The following is a 25,789-nucleotide window of genomic DNA, read 5'->3' on the forward strand; positions in this document are numbered from 1 at the left end:
CCCGCATTCGCATGAGAACGACGCGCGTCAGGACATCGCTCGATCAGGCGAGCTTGCACTGCGTCTTGTCGAGCGGCAGGAACGATTGACCGGAACTCACGATGTCGGCGTAATCGTCCTTGTCCTTCATCTTGCTCTTGGGCTTACCCTTCAGCAGATAATAGTTTTTCAGCACCTGATGATCGCCTGCGCGAATCTCCTCGGACCCGGTCAGTCCCGCGTACTTCATGCCCTGAAGCGCCGCGACTACTTTCTTCGGATCGGCGGTGCCCGCTTTCACGATGCCATCGAGAAGAATCTTCGTGCAGATGTAGGAACCCGCGAGGCTATAGTTCGGGTTCGCCTTGTAGACTGCGTTCACGCGCTTGACGAGATCGTGATTGAGCGGCGCATCGATCGCATGCCAGTATTGCGCGCCGAAATACACGCCCTCGCAAATATCCGGTCCGAGCGCTTCGAATTGCTCCAGACCCGATGCCCATGCCATCAGAATCGTGCAGTTGTTCTTCATGCCGAAACTCACGGCCTGACGCAATGTGTCCGACGATTGCGAGCCGAAGTTGAGGATAAGAAGAACGTCCGGTTTAGCGGCGACCGCATTCGTCAGATAACCGCTGAACTCTTTTTCATTGAGCGAGTGATAACTATTGCCCACATGCTCGATACCTTTCTCTTTAAAAATGTTCTTGGCCGCCGATAAAAGTCCGTCGCCGAACACGTATTGCGGCGTGATCGTGTACCAGCGCTTCGCGTTGGGCATCGACTGAATGAGCGGTCGCACGGTCTGTTCGATCGCGCCGAACGTCGGCACCGACCAGCGGAAGGTCGCGCTGTTGCAGTCCTTGCCCGTGAGTTCATCCGCACCCGCCGTCGTGATGAAGATGCCACCGGCCTTTTCGGCTTCCTTGCCCATCGCGAGCGCTTCAGAGGAAAGAATGCCGCCCGCGAAATAACGTGCATTCTTCTGTTGCGCGATTTCCTGCACACGTCGCACGGCGGTTGCGGGTTTTCCCTCGGTATCGAGCGTCGTATAGGCGAGCGGTTGGCCGAGCACCTTGCCGTATTGATCGATCGCCAACTTCATGCCGAGATCGGCGTACTTGCCATTGGCCGCGAATGGACCGGACATCGGCACCGGGCACGCGAACTGGATCGGCGAGCCCTGCGCGAAGGCGCTTCTTGCGACGAGGGCTTCGATCGATCCCGGAATGGCCGACAGCGCGGCCAGCTTCAACATGTTTCGGCGATTCAAAATTGACGCTCCTTGAGAAGATAACCTGCGCAGTCGCCCCGCATTTTTTGTCGTGGTAGGTTCGAGCCTCGGTGCGGTTCATTCTATTTATCATGATAAATAGAATGAACACGATGCTAGGAACAATAAATTCGGGTGTCAATAAGGCAATATTCCAGTCTGCGATTTCGCGATGCGCGCGCGTATAAAGCAGGCAACGACGACAGGGAGCATCGACATGGTGATGGAGCATGCAAAGCGCGCGGGCGCGGCAATCGAGATCGCGCAGCAGCCGATCAAGCAGCCCAAGCGCGCCGATCTGGTCGCGGAAGAGATCAAACGGCTGATCACGGAAAAGAACCTGAAGCCCGGCGACAAGCTGCCGCGCGAAGTCGAACTGCAGCAACTCTTTTCCGTGAGCAAGAGCACGATTCGCGAGGCGCTCAAATCGCTCGAAGTGCAAGGGCTCATCAAGGTGACGACGGGGCCGTCAGGCGGCGGCACGATCGTCGAGGTACCGCTCGATCGAACGTTGCAGCTCTTGCAGAACTATTTGTTCTTCAAGGACGTGACCATCGACGACATCTATACGGTGCGTCAATTGCTTGAGCCGGAACTCGCGGCAGGCGCGGTGCCGCACCTCACCGACGAGGACTTCACGGCGCTGGAAACGAACATCGCGTGTTGCGACGAACACGCCTCGACGCATGCGAATCGCGATATCGTGCGGCAGCGGCAGGAAGACGTGAACTTCCACGACATTCTCGCTGCAGCGAATCCCAATCCGTTCTTGCGCTTCACGTGCGAACTGATCAACGAGATGATCCGCCAACTCATCGAGTTCAGGAACGACACGCCGCAAGCCGAACATGAACGCTTCGGCCGCGCGAACGTGAAGATCCATAGGGCGATCACGGAAGCAGCGCGGGCGCGGGACGCTGACAAGGTCCGCGAACTGATGGTGATTCATATGACCGAGGCGCCGCGCTTTGTAAAGCGCATGAAGGGCAAGCTGCGCGGGCGGCTCATTCTCGACTCGGAGATTCGCAAGCGCATGGGCGGACGCGGCGGGTGATTCATGCACGCCCGCGCGAAACGACCCGGCCCGACCGACTACAATCGGAGAGCCAATACGTGCATTGCTATTCATCAGATGCGCGTCAGATGCAAATCACCCCCTAAAACACGGAGTTTTTCGACACACAGCGTAGTCGCGCTGCACACCATGTCGTACTCGGTCGTGCGGAAATCGCGTCACGCGGAGAACCTGAATGCCCGCCAGATTGAAGGCCGTTCGCAAGACCGGACGCATGGTCGGCCGCCGGTTGATGCGACGCAACAGCACCGCCGGGATGCGCTTCGCCGAAGCGTTTTCGCGCTTTCCGGCGCTCGCCGGATTCATCGGCACGGCCATCGCCATTTGCATGGCCGTGTTGTCGTTTGCGGCGCTGTGGCAAGGACGCGCGCAGGCGCTGCAAAACGCGCATCAGGCCGCGGCCAATCTCGTCGCCACCTTGAGCGCCGATATCGCGCACAACATCGAATCGAGTGACCTGTCGCTGCGTACCATTGTCAGCGGCGCGCAAAACCCTGCCGTGATGGCGCTTTCGCCCGACCTGCGCAAGCTCGTTCTTTTCGATGGCGCCACCGGTATGAACTCGGTGGGCGGCGCGTTCGTGATGAATCGCGAGGGACGCATCGTCGTCGAGCGCGATCCTTCCGAGCATGCCGATCTGCTCTTCAACGATCGCGATTACTTCAAGGTTCATGCCGAGCGTCCCGACGCCGGCCTCTATATTTCCGGGCCCTACGCGTCGCGATTGCGCGAGGGCGCGGCGTCGCTCGCAATGAGCCGGCGCATCGATGCACCGGATGGCTCGTTCGCGGGCGTCGCCGTGATAGCTTTGAACGTCTCCTATTTCAAGGACCTGCTTTCGCGCGTGAAGGTCGGCCGGTCGGGCTCGGTGTTCATCGTGCAGCAGGACGGCGTGATGATCGCGCGCAAGCCTGCGCTGCCTTCCGATGGCGAGGGCTATGTTGCCAAGTCACCGAGCTTCACCGCGATGCAGGATGCGCCCTCCGGTTCGTATATCTCACGGTCCGCGCTCGATGGCGTCCGGCGGCTCTATACCTTCCAGCACGTGCCGGGCACGCGGTTGATCGCGGCGGTCGCGCCCGCCGAGGATGAGGTGCTTGCGGCCTGGCGCGAACGCAGCCTCGTTATCGGCGGGTTGACGATGGCGTTCGGAGGCGGCTTTATCGTCATCTCATGGCTGCTCGCGATCTCGCTGCGCTCACGGGCGATCGCGCAAGAGAAGCTGCAACGGCTTGCAGGTACGGATTCGCTCACCGGGCTGTGCAATCGCCGCGCGCTGGACCGTCGGCTCGAAGACGAATGGCGTCGCGCCCGTCGTGCCGGTGATCCGCTGTCGGCACTGTTCATCGACGTAGATCACTTCAAACTCTATAACGACACTTACGGTCACGTGATGGGCGACGATGCGCTCGTCGCGGTGGCCGACTGCATACAGAATGCCGCGAAACGGCCCGGCGATATCGTCGCGCGCTACGGCGGCGAGGAATTCGTCGTGGTGCTGCCGGGCGCAGCGGCGAGCGGGGCGCTCACATTCGCGGAGCGTCTGCGCGCGAACGTGGAGGGACTCGCCATTCCCCACAGTGCGGCGCACAAGGGCGTGCTGACGATCAGCATCGGCATTGCGACCGCCTCGCCACGCCATAGCGACGACGCGCTCAAGTTGCTCAACAACGCCGACGCCGCGCTCTATCTCGCCAAACGCACGGGACGCAATCGCGCGATCCACGAAGACAGCGTCGCGGGCAACGACGCCTGACGCATCGCTCGCGAGGCCGGGCGTATCATGCATCGTGAATGCGATTCGGCGTTTTGCATATCGCATTCAAATTAGATATTCGAAGGAGAAAATCCGATGACCGCATCGACCGCCGTGCTCGCGATCTTGTTTTCACTACTGCTGGGCGCGATGATTCCGGGCCCGAGTTTCGTGATCGTGGCCCGCAATGCAATCGGCATATCGCGCGCCGATGGTGTCGCGACCGCGCTCGGCATGGGCGTGGGCGGCATCTTCTTCGGCGGCGTCGCGCTCGCGGGCCTGTACACCCTGCTCGTTGCCGTCGAGTGGCTCTACGTCGCGCTGAAAGTAGCAGGCGGCCTGTATCTGATTTATGTCGCGTCGAAGATCTGGCGGAGCGCCGCTCAGCCGATGCAGATGCCGGCACGAGACGATGCGCCCCGGTTCGGCGGACGCGCGCGCAAGTCTTTCTGGCTCGGCCTTTCGACGCAACTGAGCAATCCCAAAACCGCCATCTGGTACGCGAGCATCTTCGCGGCGCTGCTGCCGCAACACCCTCCGCTGTGGTGCTACTTTGTGTTGCCGCCGATGGTCTTCGCCGTCGAGACCGGCTGGTACACCATCGTCGCGCTGGGCTTCTCCAGCAGACGTCCGCGCGAGATGTATCTGCGGACCAGGAAGTACACGGACCGGATCGCGGCGAGCGTCATTGCGATGCTCGGCCTGCGCCTCGTGCTCACGGCGGGTCGAACGGGTCTGTGATTTCGCATGCAAAACGCATAACGCAAAACACCATCGGACATTCTGGATGCAAAAGGCAAAAGGCAAAAGGCAAAAGGCCGGGCGCGCCGCGAGGCACGTCCGGCCTTCCTACAAGCAGGCTCGAAGCGCGTGCATTACAGCGGATGCAGTTTGCCGTCGAGATCCATCGTCCACTTCGAGCCGTCCTTGAACGTCAGCACGCCGCTCTGAGCGTCGATATGAGTTGGCCGGCCAGCCGGTTCGTTCTTGTCGCCTCCGACGATGCGGGACATCTCGGAAGTGGAAAGCTCCTGGGTATGTTGCAGGTCGTCGAGCTTCAGGTTCGGCATGACGTTTCTCCTTGCGGTGCGTGAGCGAGAGGTTCATCTGATTCGAATCGAGCGTGTGTCGGCGCTCGTCTGGTCCTTTGCATTGGTTATGCCAATGCGTAGCGTCTGAGGCTTGGATGCCCGCAACGCCTTACGCCGCGTGCTTGCGGCCTGCCGACGCGCATTCCGTCGGCGCCCGCGCGTCAGACGTAACCCAACACAACACGGGCGGCTCTGTTGGTCTCGCGATAACACACCTCAACCTTTCGTTTCCCCAACACAAACAATCGACTACATTCCTTGGCGCACGTCTTGCTTTTATCCGCGTTCAACATCCGGCGACTCGACCGGCACTTGCACAAGGAGGAGATGATGCAAGACGATATCCGCGAGATCGCGGCGACCCACGATGAACGAGAGAGCGCCTGGCTGATCCCGGCGATTCGCAAGGCGCACGAACGGTCGGAGACGTTCGGCCTGAACGCATCGACGCGACCCGACTATGACGTGCTCACCGAAGGCGAGTTGCTGCTCAAGCTCGAACAGAACCGCGTGCTGTGCGCGCACGCGACGCCGGTGATGGAGACGCTGCGCGAGCAGATCGTCAACACGCAGAGCATGATCGTGCTGACCGACGCGCAAGGACTGATTCTCCATTCCACGGGCGACGACGACTTCCTTGCACGCGCCGAAAAGGTCGCGCTCAGGGCCGGCGCGAACTGGGCCGAGGAACGGCAAGGGACCAATGCCATCGGTACGGCCATCGCGGAGTGCTCGCCGACGGTCGTCCATGGCGATCAACACTATCTCGCCGCCAATCGCTTTCTCACCTGTTCCAGTGTGCCGATTCTCGATCCATACGGCGATCTGATCGGCGTGCTCGACGTCACGGGCGATCATCGCAGTTACCATCGCCACACGATGGCGCTCGCGCGCATGTCCGTGCAGATGATCGAAAACCATCTGTTTTCAAGCACTTTTCAGGGAATGCTGCAGATCGCATTTCATAGCCGCCCCGAATTTCTCGGCACGCTAATGGAAGGCATCATGGCCTTCACTTGCGATGGACGCTTTCTCTCCGCCAATCGCAGCGCGCAGTTTCAGTTCGGCCTGCCGCTCTCGGCGCTGCGCGCGCATACGCTGTCATCGCTCTTCGGACTCACCAGCGCCCAACTGATCGATCGTTCGCATGCGAGCCGCGCGCCGCACATTCCGCTCGATCTCAACAACGGCGCCGTCGTGTGCGCACGCGTGCGCCTGAACCGCGCGCCCTTCGCCGAGGTGGCGTCCACGTCCATCGCGATGAAACCCGCGCCGCGGGCATCGTCAGCGATGAATGCATCGTCGAAACTCGCATCGCTCGACACAGGCGACCCGAGAGTGGCAGCGGTCATCGGCAAGGTGCGCAAGGTGATCGGCAAGGACATACCGATACTCATCACCGGCGAAACGGGAACCGGCAAGGAACTGCTCGCGCAGGCCATTCATAGCGACTCGCCGCGCCGCGCGGGACCGTTCGTCGCGGTGAACTGCGCATCGATTCCGGAGAACCTGATCGAATCGGAACTCTTCGGTTATGAGGAGGGCGCGTTCACGGGCGCAAGGCGCAAGGGCGCGGCCGGCAAGTTGCTGCAGGCCAACGGCGGCACGCTCTTTCTCGACGAAATCGGCGACATGCCCTACCCGCTGCAAGTTCGTTTGTTGCGCGTGCTGCAGGAGCGCGTCGTCGATCCGCTCGGCTCCAGCAAGTCGATCCCCGTCGATGTGGCCATCATCTGCGCGACGCACCGCAACTTGCGCGAGATGATCGAGCAGAACCGCTTCCGCGAGGACTTGTACTATCGCCTGAACGGGCTCGTCGTCAAGCTGCCGCCATTGCGCGAACGCACGGACCTCGCGGCCGTGATCACGAAAATGCTGCACGCCGTGAGCGCCGATGAAGCATGCGGCATGCGCCTGTCCATCGATGACGAAGTCATGGCGCTCTTCGAGCATTGCGCGTGGCCCGGCAACTTCCGGCAATTGTGCAACCTGCTGCGCACCGCAGCCGCGATGGTGGACGACGACGGCTGCATCCGCCGGCAACATCTACCGGAAGACTTCTTCGATGAACCTCGCGTCAACGCGCAAAGCACGTCTGAAACATGTGCTCCATCGGCGCTTGCTTCGGGACGCTTGCAGGAGGTCACGGCTTCCGTGATCGCAGCGACGCTCGCGCGACATCGTGGCAATGTTTCCGCCGCCGCGCGTGCGCTGGGGATTTCGCGCAACACGATCTATCGCAAGATGCCCGCTTGTTCAGCAATGGAGCAATGAACTGTTCCATGAAGTGTTCCACTTCGATACACCCTTGTTACGAAGAAGAACAGCTTCGACACGATGACCACGCGTCATCGAAATCGAAGTGAAAGGCAGAAAGCGTGCACATGCACTGTCTTTTATCGAAGGCACGGACTTTGCATTTCGACGCCCGATTGCGAAACGGTTCGCGATCCAACTCGAACATCACCCAAGGAGATGAACATGCAATGGACGACGCCCGCCTTCACCGATCTGCGCTTCGGCTTCGAGATCACGATGTATATCGCCACACGCTAATGCTTCGATGACGGCAAGCCCGGGTCGCATCGAACCCGGGCCTGCACCCTTCTCTTTGCCTCCCACATGAACTCTTCGACCGCGCATGCGGGCGCATTCGCGCGTCCGCGACTGCGTGCGCCATTGAAGCTGCATTGGCATGCGGACATGCGCACGTGCGAGATCGTGCATCCGCGCGGCAGCGTCGAACTGAACCGCAGCGCGGGCGAGATACTCGCGCGCTGCGACGGCACGCGCGAACTCGACGACATCATCGGCGAACTGGAAACGCGCTTCGGCATCGCGGGTCTCGCGACAGATGTGTATCGCTTCATCGATGCAGCACGTCGTCTCGGCTGGCTCGACTGAATTCGCGCTGTCACATCGGGCAACACGTCAAACGTCCCACTGCTCCACGATGCAACACCTCTGCAATAACGCGTAGCGACGCTCGCATCGAGCGCTTCGTGTCCGATAGCCGCATACAGCAAGGCATTCGCGCGCATCGATGGTCAATGGCACATGACTTGCCTTGACGATGTCGCAACCGTTTCGCATCGCTATCGAGTTTCAATAAGACGTTGCATCGACAATACTCAGGAGACAACGATGAAGATTCGCTTCAGTCCGGCCATGCGCATCGCGGCCCTTGCAGCAGGCGCCGTTGCTGCATTCAGCGTAGCGCAGCATCATGCCATCGCGGCACAGGGCACACCGGCGCAGTATCCGGACGTCAGCTATGAACGTCTCGCGAGCGCGCAAGACGATCCCGGCTGGCTCACGTACTACCGCACGTATAACGGTCATGGGCATTCGCCGCTCAAGCAGATCGATACGAGCAACGTGAAGAACCTGAAGCAGGCATGGAGCTATAAGTTTCCCAAGGATTTGCAGCAAGGCTTCGAGGCCACGCCCATTGTCAACGGCCGCTTTCTCTTCGTGACGACGCCCAAGGACAACGTCTACGCCTTCGATGCGGCAACGGGCAAACAGCTCTGGAAATACGAGCCGAATCTCGATGCGAGATCGTTCAAGACCGCATGTTGCGACGTGGTCAATCGCGGCGTCGCGCTATACGGCAAGAATGTCTATGTCGCGATGCTGAGCGGCGAAGTGGCCGCGCTCGATGCGCAAACGGGCGCACTCGTGTGGAAGAAGGCGATGTTCGATCCGGGCGTGGGCTACTCGTTCTCGCTTGCTCCGCTCGCGCTCGATGGCGCACTCGTCGTCGGCAGCTCGGGCGGCGAGTATGGCGCGCGCGGCTTTATCGCGGCACTCGATCCCAACGATGGCAAGGTGCTGTGGAAACGCTATACGGTGCCCGGCGCGAAGGAACCCGGCGGCAACACATGGCCCGACGGCATGCAGGAACACGGCGGCGCGCCCGCATGGCTCACGGGCACCTATGACGCGGCGAGCAAGACGCTCTATTGGGGCGTCGGCAATCCGGGACCGTGGCTCGCCGATCTTCGTCCCGGCGACAACCTCTATTCCGACTCGCTGCTCGCACTCGATCCGAAGACGGGCGATCTCAAGTGGCACTATCAATACACGACGCATGACACGTGGGACTACGACGGCGTCAACACGCCCGTGCTCGCTAACATCAAGTATCAGGGCAAGGACTACGACGCGATCATTCACGCGGACCGTAATGGCTTTTTCCATGCTATCGACCGCAGCAACGGCAAGCTGATCTATGCGCGCCCCTTCGTCACCGCGACATCGGTAACGGGCTATTCGGACGACGGTAAGCCGATTCAGGATGCGGCCAAGTATCCGAAGACGGGCACGACCATCGAAACGTGTCCGAGCTTCCTGGGCGGCAAGAACTGGTGGTCCGTGTCATACGATCCGCAGACGCATCTCGCGATCGTGCCGGCTCTGCATGCGTGCATGTCCCTGTCCGGCAAGTCGGTGAATTACATGGAAGGTCTGCCTTATCTCGGCGAAGGCTTCGAAATCAAGCCGGAACCGAACAGCAAGGGCTATGGCGAATTGCAGGCCATCGATGTCGATACGGGCAAGAAGGTCTGGAGCCACTGGACCAAGTTGCCCTGGAACGGTGGTGTCGCGACGACGGCGGGCGGCCTCGCATTCAGCGGCTCGCTCGACGGTCATCTCTACGCGTTCGACGAAAAGACCGGCAAGGTCTTGTGGCAAAGCCCCAAGCTCGCAAGCGGCATCATCGCTCAGCCTTCGGTGTATGAGATCGATGGCAAGGAATATGTCGCCATTCTCGCGGGCTACGGTGGCGCCAACCCGATCTGGGGCGGACCGATGGCGAAGGCCGCGGACAAGGTGCCGCGCGGCGGCACGCTCTACGTGTTCGCGCTCAATCGCACCTGACCCATCCCGATCGATCCGCGGGCGCGCATCGTCGCGCGCTCGCGGTGTCACCGACATCACCGGACGCTTCGACATGAATCATTCCCTCAATTCCATTCGTGCAGCGGGCATGCTGGCGGCATGCATCGCGCTCGCGCCATCGGCTTCGGATGCCGCCGTGAAGATCTGCACGTTTCCCGGTAGCCCTTCGGCGGCGCTGGATCGTAGCGTGGCGCAAGCCGTCTTCGCGCGCGCGAACATCGCCGCGACGTTCGTGTCGCACGGTATCGGCGAAGGCGACGACGACGGCGTGTCGCTCCACGAACTCGACAAGACGCTCGCGCGCGATTGCGATGTTATCGCGGGCTTTCCCCGCTCCACGGTAGCCGATGCATCCGGCAGCAAGATGCAGTTTTCGCGCGGCTATTTGCGCGCGGGCTACGTCAGCATCGAAGCGCCCGGCGTCGAACTGAACGACGCGGCCAAGCGCACGGTCGCCGCGACATACGCAAGCCCCGCACAACTGATCGCCGTGCAACAGCACGACATCACGTTAGATCTTGAGAACACGTCGGCATCGACGGTCGATGCCGTTGCGAACGGACGCGCTCGACGTGCAATCGTGTGGTATCCGGCTGTCGTCGCTTATCGCAGGGCGCATCCGGAACATAGCTTCACCGTTGCAACCGCGGATTCGCCGTATGCGGACTGGCATCTGGCATTCGCATTCGGCGATAGAAGCGCCCCGTTGCGCCCACGCATCGACGATGCGCTTACATCGATGACCAACGAAGGCCGCCTGCAAGCTATGACGAAGCTATGGACGCTGCCTGTCCAGACCGCTTCGGCGGCGCGCTATCTCGACACGCCTTCCGCAGCCTCGTCGATGCATTCGGGCTTCATGCTCGCGGATGCGAACGCAGCGCGCGCCGGCCGTTTCATCAAGGTCGCGAATGAGGGAGGAGCCGAACCGCCGACGTTCGAACAAGCGCAAACCACGCACGGCAAGACGCTTTATTCGAGCTCGTGCGCGAAGTGTCACGGCGCGCAGTTGCAAGGCGTGACCGCACCCGCGTTGCAAGGTCCTTCGTTCGCGCCGCCATCGAACTCGCATCTCACTCTCGGCGGCATCTTCACCTATATGACGACCAATATGCCGGCGGATCGTCCAGGCAAGATGAAAGATCAGGACTATGCCGACATCATGGCCTTCCTGCTCATGTCGAACGGCTACAAGCCAGGCGGACCGAAGATGACAGCCGACAGCGCGCGCGCATCGAAACTGCCGCTCAACGCCGGGCCCGCCCGATAAGGCCGGCATATGAACACCGTCCGCGCGGGTTTAAATACATCACAACGTGACATATAATTGAGATGTCGCGCGGGCGGATCGACACGGCCGCAACGCGGCGCAACGTGCAAGTCAGCCGGTTCGAACCGGCGGGAGGCCAGCGTCGTGCTCATCGATAACAATTTTGAAATCGGCTATCTTGTCGTGGTTTTTGCTTTGCTCGGCGTCATCCTGATCGGCGCGCTGCTCACGGCGCTGCATCTGGATCGCTGGCATCCGAAGCTCATCGGCGCAGCCCTCGGGGCGCTACTCGGGCTTGCACTGATCGAAGCGGTGCCGATCCTCACCTGACGGCACACCCTGACGCTTCGTCGAAACTTCGGTTCGTCGCGACACAAGGCGGCGCACATGCCCGGCAACATCGGGCATGTGCGCCGCCTTGTTTCCTTTTCCCTCTGAACAAACTTCATTCGTTTCGCGCCGTGCGCATTGGCATAATGCAGCACCGGGCGCGCGCGTGCGTCGCGTCTTCGCGCCCGTCCCGCTTCGTCACCCACCGAGACCGCATGACTGCGATTACCCGCACTCCACCTCAGGCGCGCGCCTTCTTCGGCGCACCCGAAGCAAGACGCCTCCTTCGCACGCTGATGAGTTGCACGATCAGCTACGGCGCCGCGCGACTCGCTACGCTGCCCGAAGGATATTGGGCGCTCATTACGACGCTCGTCGTCGTGACGCAACCGACCCTCACGCAGGCCGTCGATATCGCGCGCGATCAGATCATCGGCGCGTTCATCGGCGCGATGGCGGGCGTGCTCGGCATCGTCGCGATGCAGCGCGGGGCGCCGCCGCTCGCGGTCTTCTCGATCGCGCTCGTGCCGCTTGCCGCGTTGAGCGCAAAGCGTCCCGCACTCAGGCTCGCATGCGTGACGCTGGTGATCGTCGTGCTGATTCCGGCGGGACCGGGCTCGCCTTTCGAGCGGCCGATGCATCGCGTGCTGGAGATTCTGATCGGCGCGGCTTCGTCGTTCGTCGTGTCTGCGGTCTGGCCGAATCCCACACTCAAGGCCGCGCATCGCAGCGTCGCGGATACATTGAAGAGTCTCGGTCAGTTGATCGGGCTTTATCTGTCGGGCGAGCCGAACGAAGCTCGCGCGACGCGCCTCGAAACGCAAAGCACCGATGCACAAAAAGCTCTGGACGATGCATTGAAGGAAGCTGAACGCGAGCACGTCATCGTGCTCGTGCAGGATCGTCGCTCGGATGCCATCGATAAGGCAGCGCCTTTTCTGCGGCGTCTGCATGGCGATGCGCTCTTCCTCGCGAAAGCGGTATCGCACCTCGACCGCGATACTTGCGCGGCCCGGCTCGGCACGACCGGTCGCGAATTGCAGGCGTTGTTCGAGACGCTCGCGGGCGTGCTTGCATCGAATCGTCCATCGAATCGTCAGGACGATGCGAAGCTCGCGGGCGCACGGTCGGCCGTGGAGGACATCAAGAGCATGCTCGCCCAGCAAGAGGCGACGCACGGCGCGCAGGCCGTGGCGCAGTTCGTGATCGGCTTGATCGTCGCGGATCTCGATGCGCTGATCGCCACGATCTATCCACCGAAGGAGTCAGCGGCCTAGCGCGAGAGACCGCGTGCATCGATCCGCCATATATCGGTCACGCGTTCGCCTCGATAGCACACGTATTCGTCGTAGAGATTCACGGTCGGATCGCAATGGCCCGGCGGCAACAGCAGACGCTTGCCGACGAGATCCGCAAAGCGGCCTTCAGAATCGTGCTGCGCTTGCAGCATGCCGTGCTCATCGTTCGCGGAGACATACGCAAGCGCGGGCTCGGCGCTCGCATCGAGCCAGTTCGCGCTGCGCGGCAAGCCCGAATCCACCGCCAGACCCTTCAGGCCGACATCGCATACGGCCATGCCGGGCCGCGTCGCGCTCATGACCGTCGACAGCACGAATAGGCTATGACGCCAGCGCAATTCGCCGCTCCAGCCGATGCCGCCATAATCGCCATCCATGAACAGATACGAGCCGGGCTGCAATTCGGTGAAGACGCCGCTCGCCGCATCGAACTCGACGGTGCCGGTGCCGCCTCCCGTCACGATATCGCAACGCACGCCGCGTGCATCGAGCGCGCGGACGTAGCGTGCCGCGATATCGGCGGCGCGGTTTGCTTCGGCCTTGCGCGCGGTCCAGTCGGCGACATGCTGGATGCCGCCGTGGTAGGCCTGCAGTCCCGCGAAGCGCAGCGCGCTCTGCGCCGCAATGCCGTCGACGAGCGCGAGCAGCGCATCTTCGCTCGTCACGCCGCAGCGATGCTGACCCGCATCGACTTCCGGCAGGACGTCGATCGCTACGCCTGCGCGCGCCGCCGCGTCACCGAGCGCCTGGACTTGCGGCAACGCATCCACGCATACCGAGAGCCGCACATGCGACGCGAGTTCGACGGCCATCGCGAGTTTGTCCGCGCCGACGAACTCGTTGCTGACATGAATGCTCGCGATGCCCGCCGCCGCGAACGGATACGCCTCCGACAGCTTCTGACAACACACGCCGACCGCGCCCGCGCCGATCTGACGCTTCGCGATCTCGCTGGACTTGTGCGCCTTCGCGTGCGGACGCAACGCCACGCCATGACGCGCCGCGAATGCCGCCATCGCCGCGAGATTGGCGTCGAAGGCATCGAGATCGATCATCAGGGAAGGCGTGGCGACGGATGCGAGTGAATCGCCCACGCGGGCGGCGAGAGGAGGTGCGAGCGTCATGGCGGGTCGGGTCGATGAAGTTGGATCAGGCATCGATCATAGCGTCTGCATGTTGCATGATGAATGCATAAAACCATTTTTGCTCGCGCGTCGATCTCACGCGGGAACTTCCGTTTCCAGGATCGCGCCTTCGTCCTTGAGCGCCTGAATGCGTGCTTCATCGAAGCCATATTCGTCGAGCACTTCGCCCGTGTGCTGCCCGAGCAGCGGCGCGGGACGCGAAGCCTTCGTGCAACCCTCCGAGAAGTGAATCGGCAAGCCGATGCCGCGCATCGGGCCTGCGAGCGGGTGCGCTGTCTCGACGATCATCCCGCGCGCGATCGCCTGCTCGTGCGACGACGCTTCCGGCACGCCCAGCACCGCGCCGCTGGGCAAGCCGATCTCATCGAACGAAACGAGCCACTCGTCGGTCGTGCGCTCGACAAGGCGCGCGCTCAGGATCTCGACAAGCGCCTCGCGATGCTTGAGGCGACCCGCATTGGTCTGAAAGCGTTCGTCTTCGTCGAGGCCCGGAATATTCAACACGCCGACGAGACGCTCGTAGTTGCTCTGATTCGCCGCGCCGATGTTGACCCAGCCGTCGCGCGTGCGAAATGCCTGATACGGCGCGCTCGTCGGATTGGCCGAGCCGGCTTTCGGCAAGACCGTGCCATCCGCGAAGTAATTGGCGAAGGCCCAGTACATCTGCTGCAGGCCGGCTTCGAAGAGCGAGGTATCGACCATCTGCCCGAGGCCGGTCGCCTGCTTTCTCGCATAGGCCGCGCTGATGCCGAGCGCCGCCAGAATGCCCGCGTTGATGTCCGTGACGGGCGAACCGGCCTTGATCGGCGCTTGCCCCGGCTCGCCGGTCATGCTCATCAGACCGCTCAGGCCTTGCGCGATGAGATCGAAGCCGCCCTTGTCGGCCATCGGTCCGCTGCGGCCATAACCCGATATCGCGCAATAGATAAGCCCGGGATTCATCGCCTTGAGCGCTTCATATCCCATGCCGAGCTTTTCCATCGTGCCGCGTCGATAGTTCTCCGTCACAACGTCCGCGCTCGCAAGCATCTTTCTCAGCACTTCCTTGCCGCCTTCCGTCTTCAGATTGAGGGCGATGCCGCGCTTGTTGCGGTTCACGATCATGAACGAAGCCGATTCTCCGCTCGGGAGAATGGGCGCGAAACGACGGCAATCGTCGCCGCCGGGGAACTTCTCCACCTTGATGACGTCGGCGCCCATGTCCGCGAGCATCATCCCGCAGATCGGCCCCGACATGATGTGCGCGAGCTCGATCACGCGCATGCCCGCAAGCGGACCCGCGCCAGGCGCTGCCGTCGATTTCGTGTCTGCCATGTCAACGTCCCTTGAATTGCGGTTTGATCTTGTCGAGGAAGGCCTGATAGCCGGTGCGAAAATCCTCTGTGCCGAAGCATGCGAAGCCTTCATCGCGCTCTTCGTCGGTGAGCGGCTCGGGTTCCATCACGCGACGCACGAATTGCTTGTGCCAGCGCGCGACGAGCGGCGCGCCGTCCGCAATGCGCCGCGCGGTTTCATAAGCGTGCGCGGTGACTTCCCCATCCGCGACGACGCGCGTGACGAGGCCTTTCGCGAGCGCTTCCTTTGCATCGAAAATGCGTCCTTCGAGAAGTATTTCGAGCGCGGCGGCAGGCCCCGCCAGACGCACGAGCCCTTCCATTTCCGCATGCGCCATCACGAGGCCGAGATTCTTGATGGGCACGCCGAAGCGGCTCGATTCGCCGCAGATGCGCAGATCGCACATCGCGGCGATTTCGAGACCGCCGCCGACGCAGATGCCATGAATCATCGCGACGACCGGATGCCGGCACTCGCGCAATGCATGCAAAGTGCGATGTATGATCGCGCCATACGCGCGCGCCTGTCCGACGTTCGAGCGATCCGTGCGGAACTCTCCGATGTCGTTGCCCGGCGAAAACGCCTTTTCGCCCGCGCCGCGCAACACGATGCAGCGCAGTGTGTCGTCGCCGGACAGCGTCTCGATGGTCTCGCCGAGCGAGCGCCACAAGTGCTTGGTCATCGCGTTGAGCTTCTCGGGCCGGTCAATCACGACCGTCGCGATATCGCCGTCGCGCTCGATCAGGATGGATGGTTCCGCCACGTCGCCTCCATGAATTGAATGCTAAATGCGTTATTCGATGCGGTTCAATGCATGCAAAATGCATTGAACCGTTGCCTGCGCAGGGTCACACGAACTTGCGCGCGTCAGCCGCGTCTTTCTCCTCCTCTACTTCGAGCGCGCGATCCGGGCGCATCGTGAACGACAGGATGATGCCCGCTGCCATCAGGATCATCGACACGGTGAACGGCAGGTTCCAGTTGCCCGTCCGGTCGATCAGCCAGCCGCCCATGACAGGGCTGATGATCGCCGCCAGCGCCGAACCCGAATTCATGATGCCGGACGCGGTGCCCGAATGCTTGGGCGCGATATCCATCGGCACGGACCACATCGGACCGATGGTCATTTCGTTGAAGAAGAAGCCGGCGGAAAGGCACACTGCCGCGAGCGTGATGGAGATGTCGGAAACCAGCATGATCGGCGCGAGAGACAGCAGCGTCAGCAGCATGCACACGCCGACCATCACGTTGCGCGCGAGACGCACATTACCGCTTTTTCTCAGGATGCGGTCGGTGAGGGAACCACCGAGCCAGTCGCCGAGCACGCCCGCGAAGAACACGCCCGACGCGAACAACGCCGACTTGCCGAGCTGCATGTGATAGCTATGCAGGAAGTACTGCGGAATCCAGCCGAGAAAGAGCCACAGCACCCAGCCATAGCAAAAATATACGGCCGTGACGGGCGCCATGCGGCCGAGCAGCGCGCGCCATGGCACGGGGGTGCGTTGCTTCACGCCCGAATAGGTCGCGAGCGTCGCGCATTCGGTCTCCGTGATGCGCGGATGATCTCGCGGGTTGTCGCGGAAGTAGAAAACCCACGCCAGCGCCCAGATGAAACTGATGACCCCGGTGATGATGAACGCGCCGCGCCAGCTCGTCGCGATCATCAACCAGACGATGAGCGGCGGCGCCACTGCATTGCCGATGCGTGATGCTGCATGCGTAATGCCTTGTGCAAAGCCGCGCTGATCGGCGGGCATCCAGTTGGACATCGCGCGCGTCGCGGTCGGGAAGGTCGCGCCTTCGCCGAGGCCGAGCAGCACGCGTGCCACGATCAGCGATATGAAGCCGCCCGAGAGACCGGTCAGCACGGTGGCGCCCGCCCAGATCATCGCGCACAGCGTGAGCGTGCGGCGCGGGCCGAAACGGTCGCCCACCCATCCACCGATGATCTGAAACACGAGATACGGATACGCAAATGCGGAAAACACGAAACCGATTTGCGTGTGCGAGAGGCCAAGCTCCGCGCCGAACTGGACCGCCGCGGTGCTGACATTGACCCGGTCGATATAGGTGATGAAATACATCGCGCATAGCAGCAGCAAAACGCGCGTCGTGGCTCGACGGAACATCATCGTCTCCTTGTTGGCCGCGTGCGCGCCCGACGCCCTCGAATATCGAATGGCGCCGATGTCACGGCATGCGGAACTTCGCGTGGGTACGTCGGATGAGGACTGCGGCTCGACAGGAGCCTGCTTATTGCGTTCTACGGCGCAGCTTGCGAATGCGTGGTTTGCGCGGTGATGTCATGCTTCGTCTCCTGGTCGCGGCTCGTCGATGTCCGCTGTTTTGCTTCGGTGAATGAAACTCTCGTCTTGCTGGTCTTGCTGGTCTTGCTGGTCTTGCTGGTCTTGCTGGTCTTGCTGTCTTCAATCCTTTGCATCGAGCGCCATCGCGAGCACGCGCGCGACATGCAACGCCTCTCTTTGCGCACCATCTGCGATCTGATGACGGCAACTCGTGCCGTCCGCCACGATCAGCGCATCGCGCGCGGCGCGCACCGCCGGCAGCAGCGACAACTCCGCCATTGCCTGCGACGCGTCGTAATGCTCCGCTTCATAGCCGAAGCTGCCCGCCATGCCGCAGCACGACGATTCGATCGTCTTCACATCGAGCCCCGGAATCCAGCCGAGCACCTTCTCGACGGGGCGCACGGCATCGAATGCCTTCTGATGGCAATGTCCATGCAGCAGAGCGTTCGGCTGATTCAGCGCTTTCAGCTTCAATTGCAATCGTCCGGCCGCCTCTTCGCGCACGAGGAATTCCTCGAACAGAAACGATGCTTGCGATAACTTGCGCGCGGCATCGCCATAGCCGTATCCGAGAAATTCATCGCGCAGTGACAGCAGGCACGAAGGTTCCAGGCCGACTATCGCGACGCCGCGCTCGACATAAGGCATGAGCGCATCGAGCGCGCGACGTGCTTCGGCCTTCGCTTCATCGACGAGACCGGCCGAAAGGAACGTGCGCCCACAGCACAGCGGCCGTTCGCCCGCCTTCACGTTCAGATGAACGCTATAACCCGCAGCTTCGAGCACGCGCTTTGCGGCGCTCGCGTTCTCGGGCTCCATATAGTTGTTGAACGTATCGACGAAGAGCAGAACCTGATTAGTTGCAGGTGCAACCGGTTTGTCTGCGGCGTTCGCGAGAAACGGTTTCGTGAAACGCGGAAATGCGCGTTGCGGCGCGAGGCCGAGTTTCGACTTGAGCCAGCGTGCAACACCCGGCATGTTCGTTTCGAACGCATTCGACAGCGCCGGCATACGGCTCGCATACGGCGCATAGCGCGGCAGGAACGCAATCAGCCGCTCGCGCAAGCGCACGCCATGACGCTGCGTCCATGCGGCGCGCGCCTCGATCTTGATGCGCGCCATGTCGACACCCGTCGGACAATCGCGCTTGCAACCCTTGCACGACACGCAGAGATCGAGCACGTCCTTCACATCCTGACTCGCGAGCCCGTCATCGCCCAGCTGTCCAGACAATGCGAGCCGCAACGTGTTCGCACGGCCGCGCGTGACATGCTGCTCGTCCTTCGTTATGCGATAGCTCGGACACATCGTGCCCGCATCGAACTTGCGGCAATGGCCGTTGTTGTTGCACATCTCGACCGCTTTCGCGAGGCCGCCCGACAGATCGCCGCCCGATCCCGGCGCGCTCTGCTCGCCCGTCGACGGATCGCGCGTGACGTTCCATGCCGACCAGTCCAGGCGAGGCGTCAAACCGCGCTCGCGATAAGAAGGCGGAAAGCGGAAGTTGCGCGCATCGTCCATCTTCGGCGGCGCCACGATGCGATCCGGGCTCAGCCGGTTCTCCGGATCGAAGAGCCGCTTGATATCGCGGAACGCCTCGTTGATGCGCGGCCCGTATTGCCATGCGACCCATTCGCCGCGGCACAAACCGTCGCCGTGCTCGCCCGAGAATGCGCCCTTGTATTCGCGCACCATCTCCGCGGCTTCTTCCGCGATCGCGCGCATCTTGACGGCTCCGTCGCGGCGCACGTCGAGAATCGGCCTCACATGCAGCGTGCCGACGCTTGCATGCGCGTACCACGTTCCTTCGGTTCCATGTTTCCTGAAGACGTCCGTCAAGCGACTCGTGTACTCGGCGAGATGTTCGAGCGGCACCGCGCAGTCTTCGATGAACGACACCGGCTTGCCATCGCCCTTCATGCTCATCATGATGTTGAGGCCGGCCTTGCGCACTTCCCACAACGCCTTTTGCGAACCGGCGTCGGGCATCTGCACGACCGATCCCGGTAAGCCGAGATCGCTCATCAACTCGACGAGTTGCGCAAGCTTTGCCACTTGCGTATCACGTTCAGCGCCCGCGAATTCGACGAGCAGAATCGCCTCCGGTTCGCCGACCAGTGCCTTTTCGATGACGGGACGAAACGCGGGATTCGACATCGAGAGATCGATCATCGTGCGATCGACGAGTTCCACCGCCACGGGTCCCAGCTTCACGATGTGTTGCGTCATGTCCATCGCATCGTAGAAGCTCGGGAAGTTCACGACGCCGAGTGTCTTATGCGCGGGCAGCGGCGCGAGCGTCAATGTCAACTGGCGGCTGAACGCGAGCGTGCCTTCGGAACCGACCAGCAGATTCGCAAGATTCGGCTCACCGTCGCTGCTGAAAGCGAGCGGGCTCTGGCAATCGAAAAGATCCAGGTTATAGCCCGCCACGCGCCGCAGCACCTTCGGGATACGTTCGCGCATTTCCTGTTGCTCGCGCGTCGCAATGCCCCGCACGCCATCGACGAGATCGCGCGTGCGTGCATCGGTCATCATGGACGAGAGCTTGCCGAAGCGCGCTTCGTGACCATCGGCGAGGATCGCGTCGATCGCGTCGACGTTATGCACCATGATCCCGTATTCCATCGATCGCGAGCCGCACGAGTTGTTGCCCGCCATGCCGCCGATCGTGCATTGAGCGCTCGTCGATACGTCCACCGGAAACCAGAGACCATGCGGCTTGAGCCACGCATTCAGATGATCGAGCACGACGCCCGGCTCGACCGTGACCGTGCGCGCGTCCTTGTCGAAGTGAATGATGTTGTTGAGCCACTTCGTCGTGTCGACGACGAGCGCCTCGCCCACTGTCTGCCCGCATTGGCTCGTGCCCGCGCCGCGTGCAAGCACGCTCGCGCGGCTGTCGCGGGCGATCTGCAACGCGAGGCGCAAGTCGTCCTGATCCTTCGGCACGACGACGCCGAGCGGCATGATCTGATAGATCGACGCATCGGTGGCGTAGCGCCCGCGCGATGCGCGATCGAACAACACATCGCCCTTCAACTCGCGTTGCAGTCGCGCCTGCAACGGCGTTGGCGTGGACGCGACCCGCGCACGCGCCGAAGCGGGCATCAGGTGGATCGGCTTGACGAGCCGGTCTGTGGGGGAATTGAGCATCGTCGCTGTCGGTGAATGCCAGAGTGTCGTGCGGTCCCTGGCCTTATGAATGCGTTATGCGAAATGCAGTTCGACGGCAGGCAAGCCTTCGATGGTGCCCACGGCCGTGCCGGGCGCATCGGGAAAGGCCATGCCGGTGTACGAGCCCGCCGTGAGCACGGTTGAGCGCTCGACCGCTCGCCCGCGCGATACGCTGTGATTCACCGTCCACGCGAGCAGGCGCCGCGGGTCGCCCGCCGGATTCGCCGAAGCGCCGTTGAACAGCGGCGCCCCGTCGAACGTGAACGTCATCGCGGGCGATACGAAGGGAAACGCCGCGTCGTACGGCACGCCCTCGCCGACGATCAACGCGCCGTGATTCTGCAAGTCGGCGAGTTGCGATGGCTTATCGACATCGGGCCACGCGGAGAACCGGCTCGCCACCACCTCGATGGCCGCATGCACGGACTCGATCGCGGCGATCACTTCTTCATCGCTGTACGGTCCGCTGCCCGCTTCGAAACGCCTGCCGAGCCGGAAGGCAACTTCGAGTTCGAGACCGGCCTTGCCGAACGTATGCATCGAAAGACGTGCGCCGGTTTTATGCATGCCATCGACGGGAAGCGGCGCACCCTGAATCGGGCCATCGTGCGTTTTCGCGCCGACCTTCCATCCGCCGACGTCCGCGCTCAGCGCACGCAGCGTCGCGTCCTGCGCGGCATAGGCATCGTCGGCATCGGCCGGACGCGCGCCTGCGGGCAACGCGCCGAGCTTCGCGCGATGCGCGCGTGCCTCGACGAACAGCCGTGCGAGCGCGTCGGCGTCGAACGCGGCGCTCATGCGGCCGCCTTCAGCGCGGGCTTCGCGACGTGGCTCGTCAGATACTCCATCGCCGCCGCGACGCCGCTGCCCTTCAACTCGATACCCGAGAGCTTCAGCCCCATTTCGCAACCGGTGAGCGCAGCCATCAGCGTGAGATCGTTGCAATCGCCGAGATGACCGATGCGGAACATGCGGCCCTTCAGCTTGCCGAGCCCCGTGCCCAGCGACATGTCGAAATGTTCGTAGATGAGCTTGCGCACCGCATCGGCATCGACGCCTTCGGGGGTCATCACGCCCGTGAGCACCGGCGAATACACGGCGGCATCGGCGCATTGAATCTCAAGGCCCCATGCGGCGACCGCCGCGCGGCATGCGGCCGCTAGCCGTTGATGGCGCGCGAACACGTTGTCGAGCCCTTCGCCGAGGATCATGTCGAGTGCTTCCGAAAGGCCGTAGAGCAAGTTAGTGTTCGGCGTGTAAGGCCAGTAACCGTCCTTGTTCATCTCGATGATGTCGCTCCATTCCCAGAACGCGCGCGGCAGCGTGGCGCGCTTCGACGCCTCGCGCGCCTTCTCCGACACCGCGTTGAAGCTGATCCCCGGCGGCAGCATCAAGCCTTTTTGCGAGCCGGAGACGGTCACGTCGACGCCCCATTCGTCGTGGCGATAGTCGGCCGATGCGAGACCGGAGATCGTGTCCACCATGAGCAGCGCGGAATGCTTCGCGGCGTCGATCGCGCGTCGCACGGCGGCGATGTCCGACGTCACGCCCGTCGACGTTTCGTTATGGACGACGCACACGGCCTTGATCGCGTGCTGCGTGTCGTCGCGCAGGCGCTTTTCGATCATGTCGGCCTGCACGCCGCGCCTCCAGCCTTCGATGCCGGGCAAACCGAGAAACTCCGGTTTCAGCCCGAGGTTCTCGGCCATCTTCTTCCAGAGCGTCGCGAAGTGGCCCGTCTCGTACATCAACACCGTGTCGCCGGGGCTCAGCGTGTTGCAAAGCGCCGCTTCCCATGCGCCCGTGCCCGAGGCCGGATAGATCACCACCGGCTGGCTCGTCTTGAAGATCTTCTTGATGCCATCGAGCACCTTGAGACCCAGCGCGCCGAACTCCGGCCCGCGGTGATCGATAGTCGGGTAGCTCATCGCTCGCAGAATGCGATCGGGCACGGGGCTCGGTCCCGGGATCTGCAGGAAGTGGCGGCCAGCAGGATGGAAATCGAACTTCAACATGGGTCGGCGTCCTCTTAGATGTAATTTTGCATGCAAAATACAATAACGCAGCGACGGAGGCAGGTAAAGGAATACATAGGCCGAACGGCCTAGGGATAACCCGCTGGCGTTTTTTTCAACTAGGGCTGGGTTAAAATTGCCGGAAACAGAATTCGAGGTATTGAATGCAAAATCCCGATATACCAGACCTGCACGTTTCTTCTGCGCTGCCGAAAGTCGAGCGCCTGCGTCTGCACGACACCGTGGTCGACCACTTGCGCGGCTTCATCGTGGAAGGCCTGCTTGCGCCCGGCGTCAAGCTCAACGAGCGCAAGCTGTGCGAAACGCTCGGCATTTCACGCACGCCGCTGCGCGAGGCGTTGAAGGTGCTCGCCGCCGAAGGGCTGATAGAAATTTCGCCGAACCGCGGCGCGTCGGTATCGCAGATGAGCGAGTTCGAGATCCGCGAGATGTTCGAACTGATGAGCGGGCTGGAAGCGTTCTCGGGCGAGCTGGCGTGCGAGCGCATCACGCCGCTGGAGATCGCCGAGATCAAGGCGCTGCATTACGCAATGCTCGCCTGCCGCGCGCAAAACGATCTCTCCGGCTACTACAGCCGCAATCAGGCCATTCACGACAGGATCAATGAAGCAGCGCGCAATACGGCCTTGCGGCAGACCTATGTGTCGATTAACCGGCGCCTGATGGCGTTGCGCTTTCGTTCGAATTTTCAAACGCCGAAGTGGGACAGCGCCATTCGCGATCACGAAGAAATGATCGAAGCGCTGGAGACGCGCGATAGCCGGCGCATGGGCGAGATTCTGCGCAAGCATTTGCTGTCCAAGCGCGACGCGGTGCTCGCGGAGCGCACCCTGACGACGGTGAAACCCGCGACGTCGAAAAGACGCGCGACGGAGAAGTCGGCGCCGGATGGGCGCTAACGAATAGAACGGTCGCGCGAGTTCCCGGAAGCTAAGGTAGGATACGGCCCCACGGCCGTTAGAGCCTTCAATCGGGGATAGCGTTGACTAAAATTCGAGGGGCATGCATCGCGCTCGGCGCGGTGCTCGTCATCACGGGCTTTACCTTCTATCACTCGCCGGACTTCGACGCCGCGCAGGCCGCAATGGACCGCGAGACCGTCGACTGCCTCACGCGCGGACTCACGCGCGACGAAAAAGTCCACATCGCCCGACTGACCGCGGCGCACGACCGCGAAGGGCTTCGTCCCATCTACAGCGATGTCCTCGCGCGCTGCGTCGTGCGCTCCGATCAATGGGAGCGTCGCCCGCAACTCGTCACGAGCGCGCGCCAGGCGCTTTCTCAAGATTCCGAATTCAGGCAGATGCTGCACGCGAGCACGATGGAACTGGCGACGCGCCCCTGATCCGACGCGCGCCCTGATTCAGCGCGCATCGATCAAGCCGTCAGTCCGCTGCCCGCGCCGAGTTGAACCTGGGCGCGCGTGCTCGCGGCATGCGCGCTGAGCACGGCGATTTCATGCTGCGTGTAATGTGTGACCGGCGCGATGGCCGCGAGCGCGGCGGTGATAACGATGGCGACGATGCTGATCGAGATGGCGTTCATGTTCGGCTCCTTCGGCTGGCTGAGATTGATTCGTTGCTGTCGATGTGAGGCATTGTCGACGCCGAGAGTTAGCGAAGAATGAGCATCGCGACGCGACGGCCATGCGGTCCGCCGGAGTAACATCGGCATGCATTCGACCAACGCGCATACGGCATTCAAAATGCATTCGACCATCGACACATCGACCGCCACGCTCGAATTGCCCTTCAGACGGCCCTTCGACTGGACACGCATGCTGAAATTCATCGGCGGCCGCGCGTCGGCGGGCGTCGAGTCGGTCGAGGACGGCGTGTATCGGCGTGCGATCGAATGGCAAGGTGCCGATGGCACCGTCGAAGTCCGGCCGCACGAACGCAGGCAGCGGCTCGTCGTGAATGTCGAGGGCGCGGTGGCGCGGCACGCCGAAGCTCTCGCCGCGCCGCTCGCGCGCATGTTCGACCTGCACGCCGATCCGCGCGAGATCGCTCGCTGCCTCGGCGCCGACCCTGTGCTCGCGCCGCTCGTCGAGGCCTCCCCCGGTCTGCGCGTGCCCGGCGCGTGGTCCGGCTTCGAACTCGTGGTGCGAACCATCGTCGGGCAACAGGTGAGCGTCAAAGGGGCGTCGACGATCATGAACCGTATCGTGCAGCGCGCGGGCAAAAGGATCGAAGGCCATCCGCACGAAGGCACTGCGTGGCGCTTTCCCACGCCCGCCGAACTCGCCGCCGCCGATCTGGAGAAGATCGGCATGCCCACCAGACGCATCGAGACCGTGCAGCGTTTCGCGCACGCGGTCGCAACCGGCGCGCTTCCCCTCGATGAACCCGGCGCCGATCCCGAACGCGTGAAACGCGACATGCTCGCCATGCCGGGCATGGGGCCGTGGACCGTCGGCTATGTCGCGATGCGTGCGTTACGCGATCCCGACGCCTGGCCCGACGCCGATCTGGTCCTCATGCAGGCGATCGCGCGACGCGACCCGTCGCTTGCCAAACCCGCCCAGCAGCGCGCGCATACCGAGCGCTGGCGGCCGTGGCGCGCGTATGCGGCGATGCATCTGTGGAACGACGTGGCGATGGAAACAGGACTCGCGCGCGGCGGCTGACATCGCACGCATGCATTCGACCGTGGCCGCATTTTGCATGCAGCATCACGCATGCAAAATGCCAGTCGCGCTGATAGCGTGCAAAACATCGCGCCGATCATTCCATTCCGTTGTCTGAAAAATGGACTAATCTGCTTCGAGCGGGGCGTCGCCGAGGCCGCAAAGCTGCGCGCGCGGC

At 62.4% G+C, this 25,789-nt stretch carries 23 protein-coding genes; 13 read left to right on the top strand and 10 right to left on the bottom strand.

From position 1 onward, the window contains the following. Positions 1–43: 43 nt before the first annotated feature. A complete protein-coding gene (locus tag AWB82_RS03135; RefSeq protein WP_086965687.1) occupies positions 44–1,252 on the bottom strand; it encodes an ABC transporter substrate-binding protein in 1,209 nt (402 codons plus the stop codon). A gap of 217 nt (positions 1,253–1,469) precedes the next feature. Here AWB82_RS03135 and AWB82_RS03140 point away from each other — a divergent pair, with 217 nt between their 5' ends. From AWB82_RS03140 to AWB82_RS03150, 3 genes are all read left to right on the top strand, one after another. Then, positions 1,470–2,306, top strand: coding sequence for a FadR/GntR family transcriptional regulator (locus AWB82_RS03140; protein ID WP_086965688.1), 837 nt, complete (start codon positions 1,470–1,472; stop codon positions 2,304–2,306). Between the two features lie 196 nt (positions 2,307–2,502). After that, positions 2,503–4,083 (top strand): sensor domain-containing diguanylate cyclase, encoded by a 1,581-nt coding sequence (locus tag AWB82_RS03145; RefSeq protein ID WP_235023149.1) that lies wholly within the window; start codon positions 2,503–2,505, stop codon positions 4,081–4,083. Between the two features lie 96 nt (positions 4,084–4,179). After that, positions 4,180–4,824, top strand: a complete 645-nt coding sequence (locus tag AWB82_RS03150; RefSeq protein WP_086965689.1) for a LysE family translocator — start codon at positions 4,180–4,182, stop codon at positions 4,822–4,824. 134 nt (positions 4,825–4,958) lie between these two features. On the opposite strand, the gene AWB82_RS03155 is transcribed toward AWB82_RS03150, so the two are convergent. Next, a complete protein-coding gene (locus AWB82_RS03155; protein ID WP_086965690.1) occupies positions 4,959–5,153 on the bottom strand; it encodes a hypothetical protein in 195 nt (64 codons plus the stop codon). 351 nt (positions 5,154–5,504) lie between these two features. Between AWB82_RS03155 and AWB82_RS03160 the strand changes: the two genes are divergently transcribed. From AWB82_RS03160 to AWB82_RS03190, 7 genes are all read left to right on the top strand, one after another. Next, positions 5,505–7,448 (top strand): sigma-54-dependent Fis family transcriptional regulator, encoded by a 1,944-nt coding sequence (locus tag AWB82_RS03160; RefSeq protein ID WP_086965801.1) that lies wholly within the window; start codon positions 5,505–5,507, stop codon positions 7,446–7,448. A gap of 207 nt (positions 7,449–7,655) precedes the next feature. Further along, the gene (gene pqqA / locus AWB82_RS03165; protein WP_008347847.1) at positions 7,656–7,730 is read left to right on the top strand and encodes a pyrroloquinoline quinone precursor peptide PqqA; all 75 of its coding nucleotides are present in this window, start codon (positions 7,656–7,658) and stop codon (positions 7,728–7,730) included. Positions 7,731–7,796: 66 nt separating this feature from the next. After that, positions 7,797–8,078 (top strand): pyrroloquinoline quinone biosynthesis peptide chaperone PqqD, encoded by a 282-nt coding sequence (gene pqqD, locus AWB82_RS03170; protein WP_086965691.1) that lies wholly within the window; start codon positions 7,797–7,799, stop codon positions 8,076–8,078. A gap of 240 nt (positions 8,079–8,318) precedes the next feature. Continuing rightward, positions 8,319–10,058: a methanol/ethanol family PQQ-dependent dehydrogenase gene (locus AWB82_RS03175; protein WP_086965692.1), complete on the top strand. Its 1,740-nt coding sequence runs from the start codon at positions 8,319–8,321 to the stop codon at positions 10,056–10,058. A 73-nt stretch (positions 10,059–10,131) separates the two neighbouring features. Next, positions 10,132–11,349, top strand: a complete 1,218-nt coding sequence (locus AWB82_RS03180) for a c-type cytochrome (protein WP_086965693.1) — start codon at positions 10,132–10,134, stop codon at positions 11,347–11,349. 144 nt (positions 11,350–11,493) lie between these two features. Continuing rightward, positions 11,494–11,679: a hypothetical protein gene (locus AWB82_RS03185; protein WP_086965694.1), complete on the top strand. Its 186-nt coding sequence runs from the start codon at positions 11,494–11,496 to the stop codon at positions 11,677–11,679. Between the two features lie 215 nt (positions 11,680–11,894). Next, complete coding sequence (locus tag AWB82_RS03190; RefSeq protein ID WP_086965695.1) at positions 11,895–12,956, top strand: FUSC family protein; 1,062 nt, start codon at positions 11,895–11,897, stop codon at positions 12,954–12,956. Here the strand turns inward: AWB82_RS03190 and AWB82_RS03195 are convergent. The 7 genes from AWB82_RS03195 to AWB82_RS03225 form a co-directional block, all read right to left on the bottom strand. Further along, entirely contained in the window at positions 12,953–14,101 is a 1,149-nt protein-coding gene (locus AWB82_RS03195; RefSeq protein WP_086965696.1) for a DSD1 family PLP-dependent enzyme, read from the bottom strand. The two genes, AWB82_RS03190 and AWB82_RS03195, sit on opposite strands and share 4 nt — an antisense overlap. Before the next feature lie 96 nt (positions 14,102–14,197). After that, positions 14,198–15,436: a CaiB/BaiF CoA transferase family protein gene (locus AWB82_RS03200; RefSeq protein ID WP_235023150.1), complete on the bottom strand. Its 1,239-nt coding sequence runs from the start codon at positions 15,434–15,436 to the stop codon at positions 14,198–14,200. Position 15,437: 1 nt separating this feature from the next. Continuing rightward, positions 15,438–16,220 (bottom strand): enoyl-CoA hydratase/isomerase family protein, encoded by a 783-nt coding sequence (locus tag AWB82_RS03205; RefSeq protein ID WP_086965697.1) that lies wholly within the window; start codon positions 16,218–16,220, stop codon positions 15,438–15,440. Between the two features lie 85 nt (positions 16,221–16,305). After that, positions 16,306–17,592 carry an MFS transporter gene (locus AWB82_RS03210; protein ID WP_086965698.1) on the bottom strand — a complete coding sequence of 429 codons (1,287 nt, stop codon included), beginning with the start codon at positions 17,590–17,592 and terminating at the stop codon, positions 16,306–16,308. Positions 17,593–17,886: 294 nt separating this feature from the next. Then, the gene (locus tag AWB82_RS03215) at positions 17,887–20,925 is read right to left on the bottom strand and encodes an FAD-binding and (Fe-S)-binding domain-containing protein (protein ID WP_086965699.1); all 3,039 of its coding nucleotides are present in this window, start codon (positions 20,923–20,925) and stop codon (positions 17,887–17,889) included. A gap of 54 nt (positions 20,926–20,979) precedes the next feature. Continuing rightward, complete coding sequence (locus tag AWB82_RS03220; RefSeq protein ID WP_086965700.1) at positions 20,980–21,744, bottom strand: 2-keto-4-pentenoate hydratase; 765 nt, start codon at positions 21,742–21,744, stop codon at positions 20,980–20,982. Next, positions 21,741–22,961: a pyridoxal-phosphate-dependent aminotransferase family protein gene (locus AWB82_RS03225; RefSeq protein ID WP_086965701.1), complete on the bottom strand. Its 1,221-nt coding sequence runs from the start codon at positions 22,959–22,961 to the stop codon at positions 21,741–21,743. The genes AWB82_RS03220 and AWB82_RS03225 overlap by 4 nt, the downstream gene beginning before the upstream one ends. Before the next feature lie 164 nt (positions 22,962–23,125). Between AWB82_RS03225 and AWB82_RS03230 the strand changes: the two genes are divergently transcribed. Together AWB82_RS03230 and AWB82_RS03235 are read left to right on the top strand one after the other, a co-directional pair. Then, positions 23,126–23,881, top strand: a complete 756-nt coding sequence (locus AWB82_RS03230; protein ID WP_086965702.1) for a GntR family transcriptional regulator — start codon at positions 23,126–23,128, stop codon at positions 23,879–23,881. An 83-nt stretch (positions 23,882–23,964) separates the two neighbouring features. Beyond that, positions 23,965–24,327: a hypothetical protein gene (locus AWB82_RS03235; protein WP_200818027.1), complete on the top strand. Its 363-nt coding sequence runs from the start codon at positions 23,965–23,967 to the stop codon at positions 24,325–24,327. A 32-nt stretch (positions 24,328–24,359) separates the two neighbouring features. Here the strand turns inward: AWB82_RS03235 and AWB82_RS37885 are convergent, their stop codons facing one another. Further along, entirely contained in the window at positions 24,360–24,527 is a 168-nt protein-coding gene (locus AWB82_RS37885; protein ID WP_200818028.1) for a hypothetical protein, read from the bottom strand. Positions 24,528–24,687: 160 nt separating this feature from the next. Between AWB82_RS37885 and AWB82_RS03240 the strand changes: the two genes are divergently transcribed. Then, positions 24,688–25,611, top strand: a complete 924-nt coding sequence (locus tag AWB82_RS03240) for a DNA-3-methyladenine glycosylase family protein (RefSeq protein WP_086965804.1) — start codon at positions 24,688–24,690, stop codon at positions 25,609–25,611. Positions 25,612–25,789 lie beyond the last annotated feature (178 nt).

It is taken from the genome of Caballeronia glebae, assembly GCF_001545035.1.
Lineage (GTDB): Bacteria > Pseudomonadota > Gammaproteobacteria > Burkholderiales > Burkholderiaceae > Caballeronia > Caballeronia glebae.

What these genes read in the sequence shown, in the direction of transcription:
- AWB82_RS03225 (WP_086965701.1), bottom strand. Translation starts at nt 22,961, where the DNA reads ATGTTGAAGTTCGATTTCCATCCTGCTGGCCGCCACTTCCTGCAGATC.
- AWB82_RS03175 (WP_086965692.1), top strand. Translation starts at nt 8,319, where the DNA reads ATGAAGATTCGCTTCAGTCCGGCCATGCGCATCGCGGCCCTTGCAGCA.
- pqqD (WP_086965691.1), top strand. Translation starts at nt 7,797, where the DNA reads ATGAACTCTTCGACCGCGCATGCGGGCGCATTCGCGCGTCCGCGACTG.
- AWB82_RS03150 (WP_086965689.1), top strand. Translation starts at nt 4,180, where the DNA reads ATGACCGCATCGACCGCCGTGCTCGCGATCTTGTTTTCACTACTGCTG.
- AWB82_RS03195 (WP_086965696.1), bottom strand. Translation starts at nt 14,101, where the DNA reads ATGACGCTCGCACCTCCTCTCGCCGCCCGCGTGGGCGATTCACTCGCA.
- AWB82_RS03215 (WP_086965699.1), bottom strand. Translation starts at nt 20,925, where the DNA reads ATGCTCAATTCCCCCACAGACCGGCTCGTCAAGCCGATCCACCTGATG.
- AWB82_RS03160 (WP_086965801.1), top strand. Translation starts at nt 5,505, where the DNA reads ATGCAAGACGATATCCGCGAGATCGCGGCGACCCACGATGAACGAGAG.
- AWB82_RS03240 (WP_086965804.1), top strand. Translation starts at nt 24,688, where the DNA reads ATGCATTCGACCATCGACACATCGACCGCCACGCTCGAATTGCCCTTC.
- AWB82_RS03220 (WP_086965700.1), bottom strand. Translation starts at nt 21,744, where the DNA reads ATGAGCGCCGCGTTCGACGCCGACGCGCTCGCACGGCTGTTCGTCGAG.
- AWB82_RS37885 (WP_200818028.1), bottom strand. Translation starts at nt 24,527, where the DNA reads ATGAACGCCATCTCGATCAGCATCGTCGCCATCGTTATCACCGCCGCG.
- AWB82_RS03190 (WP_086965695.1), top strand. Translation starts at nt 11,895, where the DNA reads ATGACTGCGATTACCCGCACTCCACCTCAGGCGCGCGCCTTCTTCGGC.
- AWB82_RS03155 (WP_086965690.1), bottom strand. Translation starts at nt 5,153, where the DNA reads ATGCCGAACCTGAAGCTCGACGACCTGCAACATACCCAGGAGCTTTCC.
- AWB82_RS03140 (WP_086965688.1), top strand. Translation starts at nt 1,470, where the DNA reads ATGGTGATGGAGCATGCAAAGCGCGCGGGCGCGGCAATCGAGATCGCG.
- AWB82_RS03210 (WP_086965698.1), bottom strand. Translation starts at nt 17,592, where the DNA reads ATGATGTTCCGTCGAGCCACGACGCGCGTTTTGCTGCTGCTATGCGCG.
- AWB82_RS03230 (WP_086965702.1), top strand. Translation starts at nt 23,126, where the DNA reads ATGCAAAATCCCGATATACCAGACCTGCACGTTTCTTCTGCGCTGCCG.
- AWB82_RS03145 (WP_235023149.1), top strand. Translation starts at nt 2,503, where the DNA reads ATGCCCGCCAGATTGAAGGCCGTTCGCAAGACCGGACGCATGGTCGGC.
- AWB82_RS03200 (WP_235023150.1), bottom strand. Translation starts at nt 15,436, where the DNA reads ATGGCAGACACGAAATCGACGGCAGCGCCTGGCGCGGGTCCGCTTGCG.
- AWB82_RS03180 (WP_086965693.1), top strand. Translation starts at nt 10,132, where the DNA reads ATGAATCATTCCCTCAATTCCATTCGTGCAGCGGGCATGCTGGCGGCA.